Source organism: Frigoribacterium sp. 9N (assembly GCF_902506305.1).
In the GTDB taxonomy this organism is placed as follows: Bacteria; Actinomycetota; Actinomycetes; order Actinomycetales; family Microbacteriaceae; genus Frigoribacterium.
In genome coordinates, this window is sequence record NZ_LR733392.1 from 844489 (window position 1) to 867827 (window position 23339).

Genomic DNA, 23339 nt, shown 5'->3' on the forward strand with positions numbered 1-23339 from the left:
GGAGGGGACGGGGACGCGGGCCGCGCCTCCTCGGGGGATGACGGCGACGGGGTCGACGGGACCCGCGCCTCCTCGGCTGACGGGGAGACGGCCGGCGACGTGCTCGACGAGTGGTCGTCGCGGATCGGGTTCCGCACCGTCGAGGTGCGGGTCGAGCCCGACGACATCGGCACGAGCTTCACGGTGGTGGTGAACGGTGAGCCGCTGTGGATCAAGGGGGCGAACTGTATCCCCGACGACGCGTTCCCGCACCGCATCGGACGCGACCGCTACCGGGAGCGCATCGAGCAGGCCGAGTTCGGCAACGTGAACCTGCTGCGGGTGTGGGGTGGCGGCATCTTCGAGTCCGACGACTTCTACGAGCTGTGTGACGAGCGCGGCATGCTCACCTGGCAGGACTTCCTCTTCGCCTGTGCCGCCTACGCGGAGGAGGACCCGCTGCGCGGCGAGGTCGAGGCCGAGGTGCGCGACAACGTGACGCGGCTCATGACCCACCCGAGCCTGGTGCTGTGGACGGGCAACAACGAGAACATCTGGGGCCACGACGAGTGGGGCTGGGAGCGCCGGCTCGACGGGGCGACCTGGGGGCTGGGCTACTACCTCGACCTGCTGCCGGCGCTGGTGGGCGAGCTCGACCCGGGGCGTCCGTACGCAGCGGGCAGCCCCTGGTCGGGCAGCCTCGACGTGGCGCAGAGCGACCCCGACCACGGGTCGGTCCACCTGTGGGAGCAGTGGAACCGCAAGGACTACCCGACGTACCGCGACGTCGTGCCGCGCTTCGTGGCCGAGTTCGGCTGGCAGGGGCCGCCCACCTGGTCGGCGATGACCCGGGCGATCCACGACGAGCCGCTGACGCCCGAGTCGCCCGGCATGATCGTGCACCAGAAGGCCATGCAGGGCAACGACAAGCTGACCGACGGCCTGCTGGCGCACTACCGGCTGCCCGACGAGATCGAGGCGTGGCACTGGGCGATGCAGCTGAACCAGGCGAACGCGGTGCAGGTGGCGCTCGAGCACTTCCGCTCGCACGCCCCGCGGTGCAGGGGAGCCGTGGTGTGGCAGATCAACGACTGCTGGCCGGTGACGTCGTGGGCCGCCGTCGACGGCGACGGGCAGCGCAAGCCGCTGCTCTACGCGATGCGGCACGCGTTCGCCGACCGGCTCGTGACGATCCAGCCCCGGGACGGCGGCCTCGCGGTGGTCGTGGTCAACGACACCGAGGAGGCGCTGGCCGGCCCGCTCACGGTGCGTCGCGTCGCGTACGACGGTCGCGTCCTCGCCTCGGAGCAGGTGTCGCTCACGGTGGCGGCCCGCGACACGGTGACCGTGCCGGTGCCCCCGGCCGTGGCGGCGTTCGGCGCTCCGGAGTCGGAGCTGCTCGTGGCGTCGGTGGACGGGGTGGCCCGCGGGCTGTGGTTCCCGGTCGAGCCGCGGGACTCGGCGCTCGCCGCGGCGTCGCTGTCGACGTCGGTGACCGCGCTGGCCGAGGGATCGGGCTACCGGGTCGAGGTGACGGCGGGTTCGCTCGTACGCGACCTGGCCCTGCTCGTCGACAAGGTCGACCCTGCCGCGACGGTGGACGAGATGCTCGTGACGCTGCTGCCGGGCGAGGCGGCCGTGTTCACGGTGGCGTCCGAGGTGGTGGGCGTGGGGGAGGAGTTCGTCGCGCAACGGGTGTTGCGTACCGCGAACGAGTTGGTCGGGTGAGGGAGGCCGTCGTCCGGGGCGGGGGAGTCCGGCGAGGAATCGTCGGCTCCTTGTTATAGTCAGGTGCGCTGTGGCCGAGATCCGTGACCGAGTGCTAGGGGAGCGAGCCGCATGAGCGACATCTTCACGCTGACGCCGGACGAGGGCGACGGTGGCGAGCCGACGCCGGAGAAGAAGCGCGGGCGGCGTCGTTCGAAGCCGGTCATCGCTCTGATCACGCTGGCGTCGGTGCTGGTGGGGGTCATCGTGATCGTCGGGGTCGTGGGCGGCGTCTACGCGTCCCGGCTGGCGAACTCGTTCAACGACAACGCGACGAAGATCGAGCAGGCCTTCCCCGAGGAGTCGACGCGTCCGGCGCCGGCACCCGACGGGGCGATGAACATCCTGTTGATGGGTTCGGACTCCCGGGCCGACGCGACGACCATCGACGATCCGTCGTCGTCGGACCAGCGGACCGACTCGATGATGCTCGTGCACGTCGACGCCGACCGCGAGAACGTCTACGTGATGTCGATCATGCGCGACCTCTACGTGCCGATCCCCGGCCACGGCTCGAACAAGATCAACGCCGCCTTCGCCTACGGCGGTTCACCCCTGACAGTCCAGACGGTCGAGCAGCTGCTCGGCGTCCGCATCGACCACGTGGCCATCATCGACTTCGAGGGCTTCAAGGGCATGACGACGGCGCTGGGCGGGGTCGACGTGTTCTCGCCGCAGGCGTTCAGCGCGGGTCAGTTCTCGTACGTGGCCGGCGCGAACAAACTTGAGGGTGACGCTGCTCTTGCCTTCGTTCGTGAGCGCTACGCGTTCGCCGACGCCGACTTCACGCGCGTCAAGAACCAGCAGGCGTTTGTCAAGGGTCTGGCGAACACCGTTCTGAGCCGATCGACGTTGACCGACCCGGGCAAGGTGTCGGCCTTCGTGACGGCCATGTCGCCGTACCTGACCGTCGACAAAGAGTTCGACGTCGGCACGATCGCGTCTCTCGGCGCCAGCCTGCGGTCGATCAACCCGTCGAGCCTGCACTTCTTCACCGTCCCGACGGCCGGCACCGGCTCGGTCGGCGGTCAGTCGATCGTTAACGTCGACCAACCCGGCCTCGACGCCGTTAGGGCCGCGCTGGCCAATGACTCGTTGAACACCCTGCCAGTCGCCCAGTAGCGCAAACAGATGTGGGCGCCTCAACCCCGAACGCCTAACCCTCAACCCTCAACCCGCGTCTGCGCAGCTGTACCCGCGTAGCTGCCTCTACAGAGAGCAAACAATCAATGAAGACAGTCGTCGTAGGTCAGGGTTACGTCGGGCTGCCCGTCGCCATGAGGTCCGTAGAGGTCGGCCATGACGTTGTGGGCATCGATCTCGACAGCAACCGCATCGGGCTGCTCAAGTCCGGCTCGTCGTACGTCGACGACATCTCGGACGAAGCCCTCGCTGAGGCGGCTGCAAGCGGTCGGTACCTCGCGACCATGGACTACAGCGACACCGAAGGTTTTGACGTCGCGGTCATCACCGTGCCGACCCCACTGCGCGACTCACTGCCGGACTTGAGCTTCATCGAGCAGTCGGCCGCGTCGTTGGCCCCCTACGTGCGCATTGGGACCACTGTTGTGCTGGAGTCAACCACCTACCCCGGCACAACCGACGAACTGCTCGTGCCGATCCTCGAAGCTGGGTCGGGTCTGACCGCTGGCGTTGATTTTTTCGTGGGCTATAGCCCGGAGCGCATTGACCCCGGCAACAAGACGTGGGGCTTTCGCGAGACGCCCAAGGTCGTCTCGGGCATGGACGCGGCTTCGCTGCTGAGAGTGCAAGGTTTTTACGACGAGCTCGTCGAGACAACAGTGCCTGTATCGGGCACCAAGGAAGCTGAGCTGACGAAGTTGCTCGAGAACACCTTCCGCCATGTCAACATCGCGCTGGTGAACGAGCTCGCGATCTTCGCCCACCAGCTGGGGGTAGACGTCTGGGAAAGTATCGAGGCGGCGTCATCCAAGCCCTTCGGCTTCATGAAGTTCACCCCGGGGCCCGGCGTGGGTGGACACTGCCTGCCTGTGGACCCAAGCTACTTGTCGTGGCAGGTGCGCAAGCAGCTGGGCAAAAGCTTTCGCTTCGTCGAATTGGCGAATGACGTGAACGACCACATGCCCGACTACGTCGTGCAGCGAGCCATGACAATGTTGAATGACCGCTCAAAGGCGGTTCGGGGCGCGCGCATCTCGCTCGTCGGGCTTGCGTACAAACCGAACACGGGTGACATCCGAGAAGCCCCGTCAGCCCGAGTCATTGAATTGCTGGACGAATTGGGCGCTGAAATTCGGGGGCTAGATTCACACGTCGAGGAACACCGCTGGCCGTCCGGAGTGGTCCGTGTGGACTCGCTAGCGGATGCCCAGGATGGTGCGGATCTCGTCATCGTGCTGACAAATCATGCCGATGTCGATCTCGAAGCCTTGACCTCGTCGCACGTGCCCGTCTTCGATGCCCGCCACGTCGTTGCCGGCCGCAACATCGAGACGCTCTGACACATGAAGATCGTTTATCTGCACCAGTATTTCAAGACGCCGAAAGAAAACGGTGGAGTCCGTTCATATCACTTTGCAAGAGCGCTCACGTCGCGCGGTCACGACGTTCATGTCGTCACATCCGACACCGCTCCCGCAGGCCGTCTGGGCACGAGCCATGAGGTCGTTGACGGGATCGACGTTCATAGGATTGCCGTGGCTTACGACAACACCATGGGCGTATCGAGACGCGTCGTCGCCTTCATTCACTTCGCTCTTTCTTCCGCCAAGCTTGCTCGGCGATTGCGGGCCGATGTCGTGGTTGCCACGAGCACGCCGCTGACGATCGCGATACCAGCCATGTGGGCAGTCGCCGGTCGACGACACGCGCGATTTGTATTCGAGGTACGGGATCTCTGGCCCGAGGTACCGATTGCCATGGGCTATTTGAAGAATCCCTTCATGGTTAGGGCGGCCCGTTGGCTCGAGCGACGGACGTACGATCGCGCTGACCGGATCATCGCCCTGTCTCATGGCATGGCCGATGGGGTTGCCCGAGCAGGTGGCGAGCGGCAGAAACTCGCGGTAGTCCCCAACATCGCCGACATCGAGACTTTCCAGGCGGTCGACTCAGCTCAAAAGACGGTCTTGGACGACATTCCAGCCCTAGGCCGACGTCCAATTGCCCTGTATTGCGGTACCTTCGGGCGGGTCAATGGTCTTCACTACATGGTAGATCTCGCGATCGAGGCGGTTCGGCAAGAGTCAGACATCGCATTCGTGGCCGTGGGCACGGGGGTCCAATTTGACGAGGTCATCCAGTACGCGCGTCGCTATGGCGTCCTGAACAAGAGCTTCTTCGCGCTTCCTCCCGTGCCGAAGGCCGCGTTGCCTGGGCTGTTGGCTCGTGCGACCTTTGGCAGTTCGTGGGTGATCGACGTCGAGGCCCTTGAGCACAACAGTGCGAACAAGTTCTTCGACACGTTGGCTTCAGGACGCCCCATGCTGGTGAACCATGGCGGATGGCAAGCAGACGTCCTCCACGAGCGCGGAGCTGGGTGGGAGCTTTCGCGCAACGCCCGTAAGGCGGTCGAACAACTCGATGGAATATTGGAAGATGAAGCTTCGATCAAGCGGGCAGGAGAAGCCGCTTTCAAACTTGCAATCGAAAAATACTCATTGGAAGTTTTATCGCGATCATTCGTTGATATTGTGACAAATCCTTGACGACGGCACAGCCGGTGGTCTTGTCGCGTTCTTGGGCCGGCACCAGCGTGCAAGTGGTGGAGTTGCCGGTCAATGTTCATCCTTAGTGAGGAAACCCTGCTGAGGCTCCTAAATCATCTAGCTTATGAGGATTTAGCCCGCCTACAGGGATGGCGTCCGGGTCCGCATCCTCGATGTAAAACTTTCGGCAGGCCTTTGTTCACCTCGCGCCGAAGCATGATGCGCTGCCCGTTTATTCGCGCGAGAGTTCGGGTTCAGCGCGGGCATGCCGACCAATTGGCTCAAGCGTGCCGGGGGAGAAGAGAATGCGGTGCCTGGTCCGAAGCAGGCCGACGCAGCGGAGCGTCGTGATCCGGAACAGCGCCGTTAGTTGCTTGAGCAGGAGTACGAGCGTCTTCGGTGGGCCCGGAGCTTTCCGCCGGGGAGCCGCCCCAAAATGGTCTACCTGCTGGTTCGGGGCCTTGGCCCTGAGGGGTCCCCGTGAAAGTAGTTTCGGAAACCTCCCGCCAGCGGCTACTGGCAGGGTGATGCGCGCTCAGGTTCCTCGTCCCCGATATACAACACGTCGCGCCGAGTCCCCGACTCGCAATGGGACTCGTACAACACCTGCCTGACAAACCTGGCGTGAAACATCCGTCTTCCGAGTCCGAGCCCGGATACTAGTTGGTGTCCGACGGAATCGCCGACCATCGTGTCACAGCATTTGGGCCACAAATGTGGGTATTCCGTTCGGTTCAGGGACACTATCCCCTGCTTGCCAAAGAGCCCGGGCTGACAAGCAAGACCGGACCGCCAATGCACGACGACCTCGTGCTTCGACCGTTCTCAGTCGACCAGGCCAACCAGCTGTCGCTCGCCCAGATAACTGAGCGTAGGACGGATGATGACAAGCTTTATCTCTCCCGATCAGGGAAAAGTATTCGCGTCGGAGACTTGGCAGGGGTGCAAGAACCTTCCGAGACGCGGACTCCGGTGCTGGCGTAAGCCCGTTCTAGTCGTTGTTTTACCCAGGTTTCTGCCTGAACAGGAATGTCTATTCGTGCGCCTTGGCTTGGTGGTGGTCTCGAGCGAGGCAAGGCGCGCAACTGGCATGGTTCCAGTGTTGGTTCAGCACGCGCCCGCGTCGCTGTTGCCGCACGTTCGGTATTGCTGGGTCACGATGTCGCGAGACGGATGCCGCTGCGAAGACACCGAACGCGATCGCTGCGAGGTGGGACGACATTACGCCGGTGAGTGCGTCCTGGACCGTTCCAGAAACCAAAACGGAGAGCAGAACAAAGAATGCCCAGTTGCTTACGACAGCGATGGTGTCTGGTACGCCTGGCTCTCGAAGTTGTCGAAGGGCTACTACGAGTGCAACTACAAAGACCGTGATGAATAACGGTCCAACTATGAGGCCGTAGTCAGCAACTGCCCTTATATAGATATTATGGGCCTCGATCGGTAAAGGGGCGACGAGTCCGCCAGGTCCGACTCCGAGAAGAGGGTTTTGAAGAGAAGCTCTCCAAGCTACGTCCCAGATGCCGTTGGCGCGAACACCGACGCCGGCCTCAATACCGTTGGCGCTGAGACGACCGGACAAGTGCGGAATGATAAGTAAGGCCCCAACCGCGCCTATGAGTGCGGTGATGGTGACTGCGAAAGGGTTCAAGAGGGCGCGTCCCCGGCCAAGAACGAAAAGTAGCAGCGCCGCCAGTAGAATTGCGCCAAGACTGATGCGGGAGTTGGCAAGGTAGGCTCCCAGGGCACCAACGGCAAGCAGCGCAATGGCCCCAGGACGGTTGCCGGCCCGAACGCGAAGTTGCGCGATGCCAAATGCTGCGACCGCAGCAAAATATTGTCCAGTTCCGAAGGCGGACGGTTCACCAACGAGTTTCGGCCCGTAAGACTCCACAGTTTCACTCACTGCGTTGCCGAGCAACGTCCCGACCGTGCCGGTTGCGAATTGGTATGCCACCCAAATCATGTTCAGTCCTGCACCCACATAAACGGACCGCGATAGTGATGGCAACGCTCGCTCGTCAGCCCGAAGCCACAGGCCAGCGATCGAAGCAGCTATAACGAAGAGCTCCATGCCCCGCCCGTAAAAGGCTACTCGGCGAACTAGCGAAATTTCGGGCATGAGGATGATGGACGCAGCCGTAACCAAGCCGGCGAGGAGAGCGACAACGGGGACAAGCCAACGCGTCACCGCTCTAATAGGGCGAGAAGAGTCTTTGCGCCGGGCGATGAACAGGTACGCCACTACCGGGATAAGGAGCAGGTCTTGGAGACGTATGTCTGCTGTCGTCTCACCGCCAATTAAGCGAATCCTGGGGCTGATGGCAACTACGAGCACAAAGGCGAACAGAAGAAAAGCCGCGGTGCGGCTGCCCGCCGTGCGGTTGCCCGCCATGCGGTATTGGTTTCTATTAGAACCCATAATGTTCATCCTATGAGACGTGATTTAAACTGCCGAATAGTTCATGCATTTGATTTCTGGCTCCGATTGCTGACCTGTGGTAGTCACTGCCCATGATTTCTTGATTCGCGTATTTAGACCGACAGCTACGATGCAGCTGCGGCTTTGAATGGCTCGAACGACGACTTCATTCCACTACCTTTTTCAGTCGACGGCATGGGCGGAGTTAGCCAGCTTTCTCTCTGAGTCGGGTAATCCGTAAAGTTTTATACTTTAATGCTGGCCGCTCGACGAAACGATACGACAGCCACGCGAGGGGAATGGTCAACACGACAGACATAAGGGCAAATAGAAGAGGCTCGTTGATTGATGGCAGAGCGATATGGATCAACTGCTGAACGGGAAAGCCGTAGATGTACGTGCCGTAACTGAGGTCGTTGCGGGCGCCAAGCCACTGGAGCGGCAGCTTGACTCCAGTCCACATGAGCAGCAGCGCCAATGGAAGGGGGGCAAAGATCGCGTCTATTTTGAGTACGATTGTGATTCCGAGGAAGACTGCGACGGGAAGAAGGAGGGGCCAACGCATGGTAATCCTCGACCGGCCTAGGTAGAGGAAGGCGCCGGCAGCGAAGTATGAGCCAAGTTGTAAGCCCTTTATGACGACAACGGGTATGGATATAAGGCCGCCCGAAGCTAGAACTAGGAAGATCGAGCATGCGACGCCAGTCACTATCACCGTAGCAAGTCGCAATTTAGGTGGAATGACCGTGAAAGTTACCCCGATGAGAGCGTAACAGGCCGTTTCGTAAGCGAGGGTCCAGAGGGGATTGTTCCAAGAGTTTGCCACGGGCGAGTCTGTAAGGGTCGACCCGATACCGGGAGTGGTTATGAGCAGTGTCAGGTTTCGCCACACGTAGGTAAAGGAGTCTGTGGCCCGCCAAGGTTCACCCGTGAACACCGTCGAAAGGGGAGCTGCGATAAATGCAACGGCAAGCAAGGCACAGAAAAAACCTGGATATATTCTCAGGAATCGTTTCCATGCGAAGACCCGGAGTTGCGCGGTGGAATCGCGACTGGCGGTTATCAGGTAACCAGATATTGCAAAGAAGCCGCCTACTGCCCAATCGCCCCAATCCTGGCCGCCTAGTAAAGGATCCTCTCCGGCGCCAGTGACGGGCCACGAATGGGACAAAATAACGACCGTTGCCAGGGCCAAACGGATCGCGTTTAGCGAGTTGGCTTTCGGGTTGAAAACCCGAGCCAAGGACCGAGCGTTCAGTTCGCGTTCCATGGGGTCGATCCTTGTCGTTAAGAAACTTAGTGCAATTACGTAGTTGCATAGTGGATATGAAACGAGAGCGTGGATTGCAAGAATCTTATTTTAATTGCCGGCAGCCTTATTTGCATTCTTGGCCGCCTGCAGTGCAAATCGCGTCGCTTCTCCTGACATACGAAGAAGAGACCGGGACCGTCGGATTCCCATCGTGCCGTGCTCGACATGTCTCATTGTTATGGCTGGGATGTGGACGGTCTTGAGGCCGACTTTGCGGGCGTGCTCGGCGATATAGACTTCCTCGCCAAATAGAAAAAGTGGATGACGGAAATCGCCTGATGTTTCGAAAAACCTCCGCGTGAGGTACATAAAGGACCCGTGGGCCGCATATATGGTTCTCGGCTCCTTGGGGGTAGTTCGCGAGGATGGTTTGCGCCGTTTTCTCGCAGATGAAACGAACAGAGCCATTTGAGCGAGCCAAGGCGTGGCCGTTGCCCAGCGTCTTCTAGTTGCTGCCCGCACCGAGGGTCGCGAGACTAGATGCGGATTTTGATCACTGTTCGTCCGATCGCTCATAATGGCAGGTGCTAGCACCCCGACGCTTTGTCGGCTGATCGATTCGTCTCTGAGCTGCCGAAGAACTGTGGGACTCCCGAAGACGATGTCGGTGTTCATTACGACGACGTCCTCCGTCCCCTTCATCCTGTCAAAGGCGTATTGGGCCGCACCGAAGTAGCCGAGGTTGCTACCTGGCGAGACGATCTCGATTCTTCGGTCTCGGCTCGATATAAGCAGCAGGCTTTGCTGTTCGTCGTCACTTCCAGAATTGTCGACAATGAATAGACGCCAGCTGTCGAAGTCCTGAGTGAGAACCGAATCGACAAGGAGTCCCGCATCAGCTGATCCGAAGTAAGAAACGGCGATGATTGAAATAGCAGGGCTAGACAAGCTGGCTCCCTCTCCGAAGGCGAGTACCGAGGCAGTGCGTGGTCAATGTGTATGCCGCCGCGCCAGAGGCGAAGACCGCGGCGGGCCCGACGACGCCTGCCCGGCCCGTAAATAGGACGTTCGCGATGGCGCTAAGCACTGAGATTGAGACGATCAAAATTGCCATGAGCCGGGTCCTGTTCTCGACTTCAAGCTCTTTATGTGTCATCAAACCGAGCTGCCAAAGAGCGGCTCCGACAAGTAGCAATGGAACAAGAAGGGGGTCGTTGATGCGTATTCCTAGGATCAGCTCAAGCAGCACCCGACCGAACGCGCAGCCAGCGACGACGATGATGATTGAAATCCATATCAAATATCGCTTGAAGGTGCGATTAATTTCTATCGCGGTTGCCGCCTCTCCGCGGTTCCAGGCGCCCATGATGAGTGGGTGACTGACCATGGTTAGAGGAAAGCTCACCATGGCGAATCCCCGGACGATTACGTCCGAGGCGGCAGCGTATTCTCCGGCCGCTGAAGCGCCTAGAATCGATCCAATGATGACTCGGTCTTGATACAGCAGAAGCGAAGACGCTGCCAGCCAGATCGCCATGGGCCAGCCGTAGCGCCAGAATGTCGCCAGGGCTACATGGCCTGTTGGGGTCTCCCGCGTGCGAGTCAAACGGGCAGGGGCGGCTGTGCGTCGCCACCTGAGCAGGCCCATTGCGCCCGATGTGCTTAGGCAGAAACCGATCAGAATGGATGTTCCGCCCTCGACACCTCCCGAGGCGTGAATGAGAAGACTGGCTAGAACGGCCACGCCAACCCTGAAGACCTCAGCGAGCGTGTACGTCCCTGAACGGCCTTCTCGCTGGGCTGCCGCCTGGTATACGGTATATGTCGAGTTGATCACCGCGAAAAAAATTGCTGAGATGACGAATGGAGCTGGGTCTCCTACGGTCTGAAGCTGTAGGAAGACGAGAGCGGCGACTGGCAACGATGAAAAGAGGCTCGAAGTCGGGATCGTCCAGCGCGGCAAGGACTGCAGTGTTGCAGCGTCATTGCCCGTATGCCTGAGAAGGGCCTGGCGAATCCACCCAGTGAAAAGGGACCCCGAGAAAAGGGCGACGCTCCAAGCGATTGAATAAAAGCCGTATTGCTCGGATCCGAAAGTTCTGGTCCAAAGGGGAACGGCCAAGAAGAGCAGAATCCCGGGAATGACCTTGCCGGCGCCGTAGGCAACTAGGCTTCGTCGACCAATAGCTGGTGATCGGTCGGTCATCGGGCCGGAACACCCTTTACAGTCACGCCGCTCGGGACGTCGCGGACGACGCAGGCCGATGCACCGACAACGACATCCCGTGCCAAGGACAGTCCCTGGAGGATCGTCGCGTTGGCGCCTACGAGGGTTCGGGGCCCAATGTGCACGTCGCCGCTCACCACAGCGCCGGGATTGATCGAGACCCAGTCTTGCAGGCGGGTGTCATGTCCGATGAGGCTGCCCGCATTGACGTGCGTGTGGCGACCCAAGGTGACGTTGGTCGAGATCTGAGCGCCGGCACAGATCACCGATCCAGGCCCTATACGGCTCATGGAGCCGACCGTTGCGGCGGGATGAATGGCAATGAAGGCATCGCGCTGCGATTTGTCGAGACGTTCCGCGACAGCTGCCCTCACCGGCGGAGAACCAATTCCGATGAGGTACCTGACTTCCTGCGGCTGCGTCATCAATACATCGAGCTTGCCGAGCAGAGGAATGCCTCGAGCAGTCAGAAGCCCGACGTTCTGGTCTGTCGGGGCATCGTCGACAACGCCTAGCAAACGGATTCTGCCGGGCTCGGTAAGTCCAATGGCTTCAACAACGTCAAGGGTTTCACGACCGAAGCCACCAGCCCCTACGACAATGAGGTTCGTCGTCATGATGACCCGAACCCCGAGCCGTGAAACTCGCTCACCGTTGCGGAACCAGCTTCAGTGATGTCTTGACGACGGACAACCTTAATGGCCGTGAGGGCCAGGATGCGCAGGTCGCCGACGAAGGATTTCGTTTGGACGTACTGGACGTCGAGCTCGAGCTTGGCGTCCCACGAGATGGCGTTGCGTCCGCTGATCTGAGCGAGGCCCGTGACGCCCGGGCGCACATCGTGGCGATGCGCTTGCCGGGGCGAGTAACGATCTAGATAGCGAACGAGCAAGGGGCGCGGCCCGACGAGGCTCATGTCGCCCCGCAGGACGTTCCACAACGTGGGCAGTTCGTCGAGGCTCGTCGAGCGCAGGGTGGCTCCGAAAGCGGTCATGCGGTCCTCGTCCGTCACCAGGCCGCGAGACTCGTCGACGGGCAACATGGTGCGGAACTTGACGAGGTGGAATACCTTGGCACCCTTGCCCGGGCGCGCCTGGACGAACAGCACCGGCCGCCCCAGGCGTCGGGCGATGACGGCGGCCAACACGAGTTGGACGGGGGCGGTGACGAGCAGCCCGACACCGGCGACGGCGACGTCGAGCGCCCGCTTGGCGATTCGATCCGCGAGCCCTGCCTTCATGCGGCGTCCAAGAAGGACTGGATGCGGGCGTGGACGCGTTCCCGCTGCCCGGCGTCGAGAGCCGAACCGCTCGGCAACGTCAGCCCGCGCTCGAAAAGTCGCTCTGAGGCGCCCGTCACCCGCGCACGAGCCGACGCGAAGACCGGCTGCAGGTGCATGGGCTTCCACAACGGTCGCGACTCGATCTGCACCACGGCCAACCAGGCCGACAGATCGGCAGGCGCCCATCCGGTGACCGAACGGTCGACGAGGATCGACGTCAGCCAGACGTTGTCGAGTTCGTCTCCGTCGCGACCGAAGATCTCGACACCCTCGACCCCGGCGAAGACCGAGGCGTACAGCTCACGCATCTCGCGGCGCCGGGCGATCATCTCGTCGAGCCGGGTCAGCTGTGCGCGCCCAAGGGCCGCCAAGAGGTTGCTGAGACGGTAGTTGTAGCCGATCTCGGTGTGCTCGTAATGGGCGACGGGCTGTCGGGCCTGCGTCGACAGGTAGCGCACGCGCTGTGCCAGGTCGCCGTCGTCGGTCAGCAACATGCCGCCGCCCGACGTCGTCATGATCTTGTTGCCGTTGAAAGAGACCACGGACGCATCACCGAACGACCCAGCGGCACGTCCTCGATGGGATGCGCCGAGCGACTCCGCTGCGTCGGCGAGCAGTCGGACGCCGTGTCGATCGGTGAGCTCGGTGATGGCGGTGTAGTCGACGGCCTTGCCGAGCAGGTCGACGGGCACGACCGCGCCCACTCGTTCGCCCGAGGCCATGAGCTCGTCGAGAACGCTGGCGAGCAGGCCGGGGTCCATGTTGCCGGTCTCGGGGTCACAGTCGACGAAGTACGGCTCGGCGCCCGTGTATGCGATGGCGTTCGCCGTCGCGGCGAAGGTCATCGACGACGTGGGCACGACGTCGCCCGGCCCCACGCCCCAGGCGACGAGAGCGACGTGCAGGGCCGATGTGCCCGAACTGAGGGCGACGCCGTGCCCGACCCCGACCCGCTCCGCGACGTCGCGCTCGAAGGCGTCGACGTCGGGCCCCAGGGGCGCGATCCAACCGCCCGCCATGGCCGCCAGGACGTATTGCTGTTCGAGCTCGCCCACGTCGGGCGAGCTCATGTAGATCCGTTCGGTCACTCGGGGACTTCCTGTTTCGGGTCGAGGGCGAGCTCCGCCGTCCACGGGCCCACGTGGGCGTGCACGCCCTCGAGCTGCGACGGGTGCAGCGCGGGCACGGTGGTGTGCGAGATCTTCGGGTGCACGGGCCGGTTGTCGCTCTCGCCGAGGCCGACGAGCTCCTCGTGCATCTTCTCGCCCTCGCGCAGGCCCGTGTAGACGATGCCGATGTCCCGGCCCGACATGGCGATCATGCGTTCGGCGATGTCGAGGATGCGCACGGGCTCGCCCATGTCGAGGATGAGCACCTCGCTGGGCGAGCCGATCCCGCCCGCCTGCACCACGAGGTGGCACGCCTCGGGGATGGTCATGAAGAACCGCGTCACGTCGGGGTGCGTGATCGTCAGCGGGCCACCGGCCTCGATCAGCGAGGTGAACACCGGCAGCATCGACCCGCGGCTGCCCAGCACGTTGCCGAACCGCACCGACAGGTAGCGGGCACCGGTCTCGTCGGCGGTCCAGGCCGTGAGCCGTTCGGCCAGGCGCTTCGAGTGCCCGAGCACGCTCGTCGGGTTCGCCGCCTTGTCGGTCGAGATGTTGACGAACGTCGTCACCCCGACGGCCTTGCTCGCGTCGAGCACGTTCTGGGTGCCGAGCACGTTCGTCTTCCACGCCTCGTCGGGGTACTGCTCGAGCATCGGCAGGTGCTTCAGCGCCGCCGCATGGAAGACCACCTCGGGTCGACGGTCCTCGAAGATCGCTCGCAGCGCCTCCGGGTCCCTGATGTCGGCCAGCACGACCTCCTTGGTGTCGAGCAGGCCGTTGCCCGAGATCGACAGCTGCGACTGCTGCAGGCCGGTCTCGTCACGGTCGAGCATGATCAGCTCGGCAGGGCCGAACTTGGCGATCTGACGGCACAACTCGCTGCCGATCGACCCGCCGGCTCCCGTGACGAGGACGCGCTTGCCCGCCAGGTAGCCCGCGATCGACTCGACCTGCGTGTCGACCGGGTGACGGCCGATGATGTCCTCGATGGCGATGTCGCGCACGTCGCCGAGCCGCGACTTGCCCTCGAGGATCTCGTCGAGCAGCGGGAGGACCATCACGCGGAGTCCGGCCTCGGCGGCCCGGTCGGTGACGTCCTGCAGCAGGGGGGCGTCGGCCTTCGCGATGCCGATGATGATCGCCTTCGCCCCGCTCCGCTCGGCGGCGGCGACGAGGTCCTGTCTCGTCCCGAGGACGCGGACGCCCTCGATGCGCAGGCTCGACCGCGTGCGGTCGTCGTCGATCAGGCCGACGGGGAGGTACGGCGAGGCCGGGTCGGTCAGCATGCGGCGGACGAGGTGGTTGGCGAGACGACCCGCTCCGAAGATGAGCGTCGGTTGGGCGCTCTCGCCGGGCCGGTTCTTGGTCTCGACGTAGAGCCGGGCCACGTAGCGCAGGGCACCCATGAAGACGAAGACGACCGGCATGGCGATGAACACGGTGCTGCGCGCCAACATGATCTCCGTGCCGATCGCGAGGACGGGGATGCCGACGATCAGGCCCGTCCCGACGACCACCGCGACGATGGTGCGCACCTCGGCGAAGCTGCCCGGCACGAACCGGCGACGGTAGAGCCCCGTCGCGTAGCCGAGTGCCGCCCCGACGACGACCGTCACGGCGGCGACGCCGAAGACGGCCGACCAGGTGACGTCGCCGTACCAGAAGTCGTAGCGCAGCGACACGGCGAAGAAGATCGCGACGACCCACGAGAGGGCGTCGAGCCCCACCTGCAGGGCGGTCCGTCGCGCCGGCGAGGCCATGAACCGGTCGATCACCAGGTCACCCCGCCGTCCGTCGACACCGACACGACGTCGTCGGCCCAGAGCCAGACCGCCGCCGCCGAGGCCGAGAGCGCGATCGCTCCGGGCGTCTCGGACGACGCCGGCGCGCAGCCCACGGTCGTCGCGGCCGCGCCCGACGCGGTCGGCGGCGTCACGACGGCCGTGCCGTCGCAGTCGGCGGCACCGGTCGAGGCGACGAGGTAGGAGCCCGAGGCGGCGGTGACGGCGACGGCACCGTCGACGACGGTGCCCGCGTCCCAGGTGGTCGCGCCGTCACCGGTGCGGAAGAACGTCCGGTCGCTGCACAGCACACCGGCCTCGGCGTCGCTCACGACCGCGAGGTCGACGACGGTCGGGCACGGGGCCGCACGGTCACCCGAGGGGGAGTGAACGGTGCCGGGCGCGGTCCGGGCGACGTACCACGACGCCGCCAGTCGCTCGGGGTAGTCGCGGTACTCGGCACCCCCGCTGAAGGTCTGGGCGAACGCCGGCGCGCAGTCGTCCCCGGCGGGGCCGACGACGAAGGCCGACGACGCGTCCGTCGCCTGCAGGCGGTCCAGGCCGGCGAGGGAGCCACCGGTCTCGACCGACGTGGCCGACCAGGTGGCGCCTCCCGACGTCGTCTGCTCGACGACGGGCGCCGACGCGACGGTGCCGGGGGTGCAGCTCGCGGCCTGCGCGCGCCACGCGGTGCCCGCGTCGACGACCGACAGGAGGCGCGTCGGCGTCACGGCCTCGGCGGCGGTGGTGGGGGTCGCGGTGGGCGACGGCGTGCTCTCGGTCTCGACCGGGCGAGGCGTCGACGTGGCGGCGGGCTCGGCGTCGGCAGCCAGACCAGACGGTTCGCGGTTCAGGGCCAGGGCGACGAGTCCGAGGTCGACGAGGACGAAGGCCCCGATCCCGATGATGGCCAGGCGGCGGCGGGCGCGTGCTCGCGAGCCCCTCTTGCGGCGTGCGTCGGGCATCAGCGGTCACCCCCGTCGAGGGCGGCGGCGCGGGTCAGCACGTCGACGAGCACGTCGGCCGCGGGCACCAGCTGGCGACCCGACTCGGTGAACGTCTCGTCCGACCGGCGGTAGGGATCGACGACGTCGTCGTCCAGTGCGTCGTCCGGTGCCTCGACCGTGCCACGGCGGGAGGCCAGCAGGGCCACGGTCGCACGCAGTCGGTCGGCCACGGTGGACGCGTCGGCGGGCAGGGCGTCGACCAGCTCGGCGTCGGTCACGTCGCGGGCGAGGCGGGCGGCCTCGCGCAGGGTGAACGTGTATCGGCTGGCGCGGGGGTGCATCGAGACGACGGCCCGGCGGTGTTCGCGGGCGAGCGCCACGACGAGGTCGGCGTCGCGGACGTCGCGCTCGAACAGGAACCGGGCCCGGTGGTCGTCGGGCTCCAGGTCGAAGGACCGGGCGAGGGCCCGGGCCTGGTCGGGCATGACGTCGTCGTCGACGGCCATGGTGCCGGCGCTCGACACGGTCACGTCGTCCCACGACGAGAGACCGCGGCGGAGGTACAGCTCGGCCAGGGGTGACCGGCAGATGTTGCCGGTGCAGACGGTCAGCAGCGAGAAGGTGGTCGAGGTGCGGCGGGGGATCACGAAAGACACGGGGCCGCCTACTTCGCCGAGCGCGAGCTCGTCTTCGGGGCCACGGGCAGGTCACCGACGCCTGCCTCGGGGGCGTCCTGCTCCATGCCGTAGTACGCCCCGTAGTTGCCGTAGCCGTAGGCGTCCGGCCCCTTCGTCGGCAGCATGGTCAGCACGATGCCGTGCACCTTGCTGCCGATGTGCTCGAGGTTGCGCAGCGCGGACTGCAGCTCGTTGCGGGTCGTGCGGCCCGCGGCCGACACGACGATCGCCCCGCCGGTCAGCTTGCTGAGGATGGCCGCGTCGGTCACCGGCAGCAGCGGAGGCGCGTCGATCAGCACGTAGTCGAACGACGTCGTCAGCGATTCGATCAGCGACGACATCGCCTTCGAGCCGAGCAGCTCGCTCGGGTTCGGGGGAACGCGGCCGGCCGGCAGCACGTACATCGTGCCGCGGCCCCAAGGCTGCAGGACGTCCTGGAGGTCGGCCCGACCGATCAACACGTCGGTCAGGCCGACGACGCCCTCGAGCCCGAGGGTGTCGGCCAGGCGCGGCAGGCGGAGGTCGCCGTCGACGACGGCCACCGTGGCACCGGTCTCGGCGAGGGCCACCGCGAGGTTGGCCGTCGTGGTCGTCTTGCCCTCGCCGGGCAGCGACGAGGTGACGACGAAGCAGCGGCTGGCCGACTCGACGTTGACGAACTGCAGGTTGGTCCGCAGGGTGCGGAACGACTCGGCGCGCGGGTTGCGCGGGTCGACGTGCACGATCAGCGGGTGCTTCTTCGCCCCGGGGTCGTAGCTGATGCCACCGACGATCGGTGCGTCGGTGACGAGCTCGACGTCGTGCGAGCCGTGGATGCGGGTGTCGAGGGTGCTGCGCAGCACCGCGGCTCCGACGCCGAGGGCGAGGCCGATCAGGAGGCCCAGGCCGAGGTTCAGCGTGGTGCGCGGGGTCGAGGGGGCCGAGGCGACCGACCCGGGGACGATCGTCGCGATCTTGACCAGGCTCGCGCCTCCACCGGTCGGCGTCTCGAGCTCGTTGACGACGACGTCCGTGAGGGAGGCGCCCACCGCGTTGGCGACGTCGGCCGCGCGCTGGGCGTCGGTGTCGGTGACCGTGATGTTGATCAAGACGGTGTTCAGGGGCGACTCGGCCGTGATCTTCGAGGCGAGGCCCGCGGCCGTGGTGTCGAGGCCGAGTTGGTCGATCACCGGGTCGAGCACCGCGTCGCTCGTCACGACGTCGACGTACGACCGGACCTTCTGCTGGGCCGCGCTGCTGCCCTGCACCGCGTCGACCGTGGTCGACGAGTCCTGCGCCTGCACCGAGACGAACAGCCGGGTCGACGACACGTAGGTCGGCGTGGCCAGGATCGAGCTCAGCGCCCCGGCGGCGAGGCCGACGAGCGTGAGGGCGGCGATGAAGATCCAGCCCTTGCGGAGAATGCGGATGTAGTCACGGAGTTCCACGTGGCTGAGGTCCTGTCCTGATCGGGTGCGGGCACCGCGGCAGGCACCCCGGCAGTCGTCGCACGGACCATGCCTCCCGGCACCCTGATGGCTCCCCGCGACTCTGCGCCGTGACCAATACTCACACACGGGACGGCCAGACGGGGTACATATGTTGCCCGATCCGGCGAAGTGGCCCCCGAACGGGGGTGCACCGGGCCGTACCGCGACACCCGTCGCTGATCGTCCGCCTGAACGCTGGCTGTGATTCGGGCGCACCGCCCGACCCGCGCAATAGCCTGCCGACGACGGGCACGTCCCGTGCTCGCTCGTGATCAAGGAGGATCACCATGGCAACGAATCACGCGGTCGCCTACAAGGGCCCCGGCCAGGTCGAGGTCATCGACGTCGACTACCCGACCTTCGAGCTCAAGGACGGCCCCGGCGTCAACCCGGCCAACGTCGGGCGCAAGGTCAACCACGGCGCGATCCTGCGCACGGTCGCCACCAACATCTGCGGTTCCGACCAGCACATGGTCCGCGGCCGCACCACCGCCCCGACGAACCTCGTGCTCGGCCACGAGATCACCGGCGAGGTCGTCGAGGTCGGCCCCGACGTCGAGTTCATCAAGGTCGGCGACATCGTCTCGGTGCCGTTCAACATCGCCTGCGGCCGGTGCCGCAACTGCAAGGAACGCAAGACCGGCATCTGCCTCAACGTCAACCCCGACCGCCCCGGCAGCGCCTACGGCTACGTCGACATGGGCGGCTGGGTCGGCGGCCAGGCCGAGTACGTGCTCGTGCCCTACGCCGACTGGAACCTCCTCAAGTTCCCCGACGCCGACCAGGCCATGGAGAAGATCCTCGACCTGGCGATGCTGTCCGACATCTTCCCGACCGGCTTCCACGGTGCCGTCACCGCGGGCGTCGAGGTCGGCTCGACCGTCTACGTCGCCGGAGCCGGCCCCGTCGGCCTCGCCGCCGCCACCGGAGCCCTGCTGCTCGGTGCCAGCGTCGTCATCGTCGGCGACATGAACGCCGACCGCCTCGCCCAGGCGCGCAGCTTCGGCTGCGAGACCGTCGACCTGACCAAGGGCGAACCGGGCGAGCAGATCGACCAGATCCTCGGCGAACCCCTCGTCGACTGCGCCGTCGACGCGGTCGGCTTCGAGGCCAAGGGCCACGGAGGCGGTTCGGGCGAAGAAGCACCGGCCACCGTGCTGAACTCGCTGATGGACATCACCGCGGCCGGTGGCGCCATGGGCATCCCGGGGCTCTACGTCACCGGCGACCCGGGCGGCATCGACGCCGCCGCGCAGAAGGGCTCGCTGTCGCTCAGCCTCGGCACCGGCTGGGCCAAGTCGCTGTCGTTCACCACGGGCCAGTGCCCGGTGATGAAGTACAACCGGCAGCTGATGATGGCGATCCTCCACGACCGCACGAGCATCGCGAAGAACGTCCACGCCCAGGCGATCAGCCTCGAGGACGCCCCGCGCGGCTACGCCGAGTTCGACCAGGGCGCGGCCACCAAGTACGTCCTCAACCCGAACGGCCTGATCAAGGCGGCCTGACCGTCGTCGCCACCCGCGCCTCCTCGGCTCTCGGTTCCCCCGACCGACAGAGCCCGGGAGGCGCGGGTCGGCGCCCCCGCGCCCCTCGCGTTCCGCAGGCACCCGCGTCGTTGCAGGCCGTGCACGGTGTATGACGGAACGATCCCATGACGAAGACATCCGACACCCCTGCCCCGGGAGGCGCCGACGCCGCCCGCCCCGCCTCCGGCCGCGCCGCCCGCTCCGACGAAGAACGCCAGAAGTGGCGCGCCTTCGCCGTCTGCGTCGGCGTCGCCGCCCTGACGATCCTCGACCTGTCGAAGGTCAACGTCGGCCTGCCCAGCATCGAGGCGTCGCTCGGCGCCGGCCCCACCGCCCTGCAGCTGATCGTCGCCGGCTACGCGCTCGCCTTCGGCCTCTCGCTCGTGCCGTCCGGCCGACTCGGCGACCTCAAGTCGCGCCGCATGATGTTCGTCATCGGCCTGACCTCGTTCACCGTCGCGAGCCTGCTCTGCGCCCTCGCGCCGACCATCGAGTTGCTCGTCGCCGCGCGCATCCTGCAGGGCGTCGCCGCCGGAATCCAGATGCCGCAGGTGCTCGGGCTCATCCAGCAGCTCTTCCAGGGCAAGGAGCGCGGTCGCGCGTTCGGCTTCTTCGGCGCCATCATCGGCGTCAGCACGGCGTTCGGCCCGACCCTCGGTGGCCTGCTCATCGCGATCGGCGGCCCGGAGGACGGCTGGCGCCTGCTGTTCTGGATGAACATCCCCCTCGGCCTGATCGCCATCTTCTTCGCCCTCAAGCTGCTGCCGAAGACGCGGACGGCCTCCAACGGCCACAACGAGCTCGACCTGTTCGGCATCGTGCTGCTCGGCCTGACGATCTTCACCCTGATGCTGCCGTTCGTGCTGACCACGGGACAGGGCGACGACCCGCTGCGCTGGCTCTTCCTGATCGGCTTCGTCGGTTTCGGCGCCGCCTTCGTCTGGTGGGAGCAGCGCTACAAGGCCCGGGGCAAGTCGCCGGTCGTGCACTTCAGCCTGTTCTCGCTCGCGTCGTACCGCAACGGCACCCTGATCGCGACGGTCTACTTCTGCGCCCTGCCCGCGACCTTCCTGCTGACGACCCTGTACCTGCAGCAGGGGCTCGGCCTCGAACCCGTCTACGCCGGCATGGTCACCATCCCGTTCGCCCTGACCAGTGCCGTCGCGGCGTTCTACGGCGGACGCCTCGTCGACCGGTTCGGCCGCAGCCTGGTCGTCCTCGGGCTGGTCCTGGTCGCGGTGGGCTTCGTCGCCCTGCTGCTCGCGGCCGTGCTCACTCCGCGCGACATCACGCCCTATGCCATGGGCATCGGCATGCTGATCGCCGGCACCGGCGGCGGCTTCGTCATCTCGCCCAACCAGACGCTGACGCTGGCCGAGGTGCCCGTCGAGATGGGCGGCGTCGCCGGTTCGATGGGGCAGGTCGGCCAGCGGGCCGGCACGGCCATCGGCACGGCGGCGGCGGTCTCGACGTTCTACTCGGTCATCGCCGGCTCCGGGGGAGCGGACGGGGCGAACCTCGACGTCTACCACGAGGCGTACCGCAACGGCTTCTTCGTCACGATCGCCCTGGTGTCCGTGGCGCTCGTGCTCGGGCTGATGGACCTGCGCGCCCGCAAGAAGGGGCGCGTGGGCGAGGGGGCCGCGGCCTCGTAGCCGGCGACCGCTGTCGGGGAAGCGACCCGCGCCTCCCGGGGGACGCGCCTCCCGGGTCGTCGAACCGTCGGGCGGCGGATCGTCGGGCGGCGGACCGTCGGGCGTCGAACCGTCGGGTGGCGGTCGGGTCAGAGGCGGGCGAAGGCCTCGACGACGTAGCTCGTGACGTCGACCTGGCGCGTGGTCGGCAGGGCGATCGAGGCGGGGTCGATCGAGCCGGCGACCGTGCTGGTGGTGGCGGAGACGGAGACGGCGGGCGTGACGAACATGATGGGCCTTTCGATCGGCTGTTGACGCGGTCGGTGACGCGGTTGGCGAGGCCCGGCCGCCCGTGCAGGGACACGGGCGGCGGAGCCCCTGACGACCCTGCCCGAGCTGCTCGGTGCCCCTGTGCGGAGCCGGTGACGTCGTGTGATCAGTCAAGCCGTCCGCACGTTGCGTGAACATAAGCGCAGGGCTGAGTCGCCCTCCGTCGCAGGGATGAACCTCGTCCGCCGGTGCCGATCAGGCAGGAGGCGCGGCCACGACCCCGAGGACGCTTTCGTGCAGCAGTCCGTTCGTCGCCATCGCGGTGCCGTGCCAGGGCCCCGGCCGGCCGTCGGCACTGGTGAAGCGTCCGCCGGCCTCCTCGACGACGACCGCCACGGCGGCCATGTCGTAGGGCTGCAGGTCGAACTCGCCCGCGACGTCGAGCGCGCCCTCGGCGACGAGCATGTACGACCAGAAGTCGCCGTAGGCCCTCGTCCGCCAGACGCGGCTCGTCAGGTCGAGCAGCTGTGGCAGGCGCCCGGCGTCGATCCAGTACTCGAGCCCGTTGAAGCTCAGGGACGCGTCGGCCAGGTCGCGCACGCCCGACACCCGCAGCGGCCCGTCATGTTCGGTCGAGAACGCCCCGCCGCCCTGCGTCGCCCACCAGCGCCGGCCGAGCGCGGGAGCACTGACCACGCCCACCACGGGCACCCCGTCGACGACGAGCGAGATCAACGCCGCCCAGACCGGCACCCCGCGCAGGAAGTTCGCCGTGCCGTCGATCGGGTCGACCACCCACTGGCGGTGCGAGGGAGCGTCGTGGCCGTACTCCTCGCCGTAGAAGGTGTCGTCGGGCCGCGCGGCGGCGACCCGGTCGCGGATCGCCCGCTCGACGGCCTGGTCGGCGTCGGTCACGTGCGAGCGGTCGGGCTTGAGCGACACGTGCAGATCGGCCGACCGGTACCGCTCGGTGCTGATCGCGTCGGCCAGGTCGGCCAGCTCGAGCGCGAGCGCCAGGTCGTCCGCCCAGGGCGTCCCGGTGGATCGGTCGGACGAGGAGGCGCGGGTCGGCTCGGCAGCATCGGTCACCCCGTCAGCGTACCCAGCCCGCCCTGCTCGACCCTCCTGCACCGCCGCCCCGGCCCACGCCGCACCGCAAGGCCCCGCGCCGCACCTCACCGCCGCCCCGGTCCGCCCCGGCCCGCCCTGCACCTCACTGCACCGCGTTTCGTGCACGGCATCGCGACTAGTCCAGGTGTGCCGCACGAAACGCGGTGCGATGTCGCGCGGTCGGCACCGGCG

At 65.9% G+C, this 23339-nt stretch carries 18 protein-coding genes and 1 pseudogene; 6 read left to right on the plus strand and 13 right to left on the minus strand.

Annotation, left to right across the window (positions count from 1 at the left end; all coding sequences use genetic code 11):
• From ARTHRO9V_RS07045 to ARTHRO9V_RS07060, 4 genes and pseudogenes are all read left to right on the plus strand, one after another.
• Nucleotides 1–1707 (plus strand): annotated as a pseudogene (locus tag ARTHRO9V_RS07045) (glycoside hydrolase family 2 protein); the annotation flags it as partial.
• Nucleotides 1708–1818: 111 nt separating this feature from the next.
• A complete protein-coding gene (locus tag ARTHRO9V_RS07050; protein ID WP_159826355.1) occupies nucleotides 1819–2868 on the plus strand; it encodes an LCP family protein in 1050 nt (349 codons plus the stop codon).
• A gap of 107 nt (nucleotides 2869–2975) precedes the next feature.
• The gene (locus ARTHRO9V_RS07055; RefSeq protein ID WP_159826357.1) at nucleotides 2976–4229 is read left to right on the plus strand and encodes a nucleotide sugar dehydrogenase; all 1254 of its coding nucleotides are present in this window, start codon (nucleotides 2976–2978) and stop codon (nucleotides 4227–4229) included.
• A 3-nt stretch (nucleotides 4230–4232) separates the two neighbouring features.
• Nucleotides 4233–5435 carry a glycosyltransferase family 4 protein gene (locus ARTHRO9V_RS07060; RefSeq protein WP_159826359.1) on the plus strand — a complete coding sequence of 401 codons (1203 nt, stop codon included), beginning with the start codon at nucleotides 4233–4235 and terminating at the stop codon, nucleotides 5433–5435.
• Nucleotides 5436–6468: 1033 nt separating this feature from the next.
• Here the strand turns inward: ARTHRO9V_RS07060 and ARTHRO9V_RS07065 are convergent.
• The 11 genes from ARTHRO9V_RS07065 to ARTHRO9V_RS07115 all read right to left on the minus strand — a co-directional run bounded on the left by ARTHRO9V_RS07065 (nucleotide 6469) and on the right by ARTHRO9V_RS07115 (nucleotide 18562).
• A complete protein-coding gene (locus ARTHRO9V_RS07065) occupies nucleotides 6469–7830 on the minus strand; it encodes a hypothetical protein (RefSeq protein ID WP_159826361.1) in 1362 nt (453 codons plus the stop codon).
• Nucleotides 7831–8062: 232 nt separating this feature from the next.
• Complete coding sequence (locus ARTHRO9V_RS07070; RefSeq protein ID WP_159826363.1) at nucleotides 8063–9127, minus strand: acyltransferase; 1065 nt, start codon at nucleotides 9125–9127, stop codon at nucleotides 8063–8065.
• A gap of 90 nt (nucleotides 9128–9217) precedes the next feature.
• Entirely contained in the window at nucleotides 9218–10057 is an 840-nt protein-coding gene (locus tag ARTHRO9V_RS15990; RefSeq protein ID WP_159826365.1) for a glycosyltransferase family 2 protein, read from the minus strand.
• Nucleotides 10050–11315 (minus strand): lipopolysaccharide biosynthesis protein, encoded by a 1266-nt coding sequence (locus ARTHRO9V_RS07080; RefSeq protein ID WP_159826367.1) that lies wholly within the window; start codon nucleotides 11313–11315, stop codon nucleotides 10050–10052. The genes ARTHRO9V_RS15990 and ARTHRO9V_RS07080 overlap by 8 nt, the downstream gene beginning before the upstream one ends.
• Complete coding sequence (locus ARTHRO9V_RS07085; protein WP_159826369.1) at nucleotides 11312–11953, minus strand: acetyltransferase; 642 nt, start codon at nucleotides 11951–11953, stop codon at nucleotides 11312–11314. The genes ARTHRO9V_RS07080 and ARTHRO9V_RS07085 overlap by 4 nt, the downstream gene beginning before the upstream one ends.
• Nucleotides 11950–12576: a sugar transferase gene (locus ARTHRO9V_RS07090; RefSeq protein WP_159826371.1), complete on the minus strand. Its 627-nt coding sequence runs from the start codon at nucleotides 12574–12576 to the stop codon at nucleotides 11950–11952. Before ARTHRO9V_RS07090 ends, ARTHRO9V_RS07085 begins: the two co-directional genes overlap by 4 nt.
• Entirely contained in the window at nucleotides 12573–13706 is a 1134-nt protein-coding gene (locus ARTHRO9V_RS07095; protein ID WP_201298922.1) for a DegT/DnrJ/EryC1/StrS aminotransferase family protein, read from the minus strand. Before ARTHRO9V_RS07095 ends, ARTHRO9V_RS07090 begins: the two co-directional genes overlap by 4 nt.
• Nucleotides 13703–15505 (minus strand): nucleoside-diphosphate sugar epimerase/dehydratase, encoded by a 1803-nt coding sequence (locus ARTHRO9V_RS07100; RefSeq protein ID WP_236556960.1) that lies wholly within the window; start codon nucleotides 15503–15505, stop codon nucleotides 13703–13705. The genes ARTHRO9V_RS07095 and ARTHRO9V_RS07100 overlap by 4 nt, the downstream gene beginning before the upstream one ends.
• Nucleotides 15502–16476 (minus strand): hypothetical protein, encoded by a 975-nt coding sequence (locus ARTHRO9V_RS07105; RefSeq protein WP_056046061.1) that lies wholly within the window; start codon nucleotides 16474–16476, stop codon nucleotides 15502–15504. The genes ARTHRO9V_RS07100 and ARTHRO9V_RS07105 overlap by 4 nt, the downstream gene beginning before the upstream one ends.
• Nucleotides 16476–17114 (minus strand): low molecular weight phosphatase family protein, encoded by a 639-nt coding sequence (locus tag ARTHRO9V_RS07110; protein WP_159826373.1) that lies wholly within the window; start codon nucleotides 17112–17114, stop codon nucleotides 16476–16478. The genes ARTHRO9V_RS07105 and ARTHRO9V_RS07110 overlap by 1 nt, the downstream gene beginning before the upstream one ends.
• Before the next feature lie 8 nt (nucleotides 17115–17122).
• The gene (locus tag ARTHRO9V_RS07115; protein ID WP_056046057.1) at nucleotides 17123–18562 is read right to left on the minus strand and encodes a polysaccharide biosynthesis tyrosine autokinase; all 1440 of its coding nucleotides are present in this window, start codon (nucleotides 18560–18562) and stop codon (nucleotides 17123–17125) included.
• Nucleotides 18563–18891: 329 nt separating this feature from the next.
• On the opposite strand from ARTHRO9V_RS07115, the gene fdhA reads away from it, so the two are divergent.
• Together fdhA and ARTHRO9V_RS07125 are read left to right on the plus strand one after the other, a co-directional pair.
• On the plus strand, nucleotides 18892–20112 hold the full coding sequence (gene fdhA / locus ARTHRO9V_RS07120; protein ID WP_056046055.1) for a formaldehyde dehydrogenase, glutathione-independent: 1221 nt from the start codon (nucleotides 18892–18894) through the stop codon (nucleotides 20110–20112).
• A gap of 146 nt (nucleotides 20113–20258) precedes the next feature.
• Nucleotides 20259–21788, plus strand: a complete 1530-nt coding sequence (locus ARTHRO9V_RS07125; RefSeq protein WP_159826375.1) for an MFS transporter — start codon at nucleotides 20259–20261, stop codon at nucleotides 21786–21788.
• Between the two features lie 128 nt (nucleotides 21789–21916).
• On the opposite strand, the gene ARTHRO9V_RS07130 is transcribed toward ARTHRO9V_RS07125, so the two are convergent.
• Both ARTHRO9V_RS07130 and ARTHRO9V_RS07135 read right to left on the minus strand, forming a co-directional pair.
• Nucleotides 21917–22057, minus strand: a complete 141-nt coding sequence (locus ARTHRO9V_RS07130) for a hypothetical protein (protein WP_157485316.1) — start codon at nucleotides 22055–22057, stop codon at nucleotides 21917–21919.
• Nucleotides 22058–22292: 235 nt separating this feature from the next.
• A complete protein-coding gene (locus tag ARTHRO9V_RS07135) occupies nucleotides 22293–23054 on the minus strand; it encodes an inositol monophosphatase family protein (protein ID WP_207114183.1) in 762 nt (253 codons plus the stop codon).
• Between the last annotated feature and the right edge of the window lie 285 nt (nucleotides 23055–23339).

Excerpts from the sequence above, each read along its gene's own strand:
- ARTHRO9V_RS07050 (WP_159826355.1), top strand. The coding sequence starts at position 1,819 with ATGAGCGACATCTTCACGCTGACGCCGGACGAGGGCGACGGTGGCGAG.
- ARTHRO9V_RS07055 (WP_159826357.1), top strand. The coding sequence starts at position 2,976 with ATGAAGACAGTCGTCGTAGGTCAGGGTTACGTCGGGCTGCCCGTCGCC.
- ARTHRO9V_RS07060 (WP_159826359.1), top strand. The coding sequence starts at position 4,233 with ATGAAGATCGTTTATCTGCACCAGTATTTCAAGACGCCGAAAGAAAAC.
- ARTHRO9V_RS07065 (WP_159826361.1), bottom strand. The coding sequence starts at position 7,830 with ATGGCGGGCAACCGCACGGCGGGCAGCCGCACCGCGGCTTTTCTTCTG.
- ARTHRO9V_RS07070 (WP_159826363.1), bottom strand. The coding sequence starts at position 9,127 with ATGGAACGCGAACTGAACGCTCGGTCCTTGGCTCGGGTTTTCAACCCG.
- ARTHRO9V_RS07080 (WP_159826367.1), bottom strand. The coding sequence starts at position 11,315 with ATGACCGACCGATCACCAGCTATTGGTCGACGAAGCCTAGTTGCCTAC.
- ARTHRO9V_RS07085 (WP_159826369.1), bottom strand. The coding sequence starts at position 11,953 with ATGACGACGAACCTCATTGTCGTAGGGGCTGGTGGCTTCGGTCGTGAA.
- ARTHRO9V_RS07090 (WP_159826371.1), bottom strand. The coding sequence starts at position 12,576 with ATGAAGGCAGGGCTCGCGGATCGAATCGCCAAGCGGGCGCTCGACGTC.
- ARTHRO9V_RS07105 (WP_056046061.1), bottom strand. The coding sequence starts at position 16,476 with ATGCCCGACGCACGCCGCAAGAGGGGCTCGCGAGCACGCGCCCGCCGC.
- fdhA (WP_056046055.1), top strand. The coding sequence starts at position 18,892 with ATGGCAACGAATCACGCGGTCGCCTACAAGGGCCCCGGCCAGGTCGAG.
- ARTHRO9V_RS07125 (WP_159826375.1), top strand. The coding sequence starts at position 20,259 with ATGACGAAGACATCCGACACCCCTGCCCCGGGAGGCGCCGACGCCGCC.
- ARTHRO9V_RS07130 (WP_157485316.1), bottom strand. The coding sequence starts at position 22,057 with ATGTTCGTCACGCCCGCCGTCTCCGTCTCCGCCACCACCAGCACGGTC.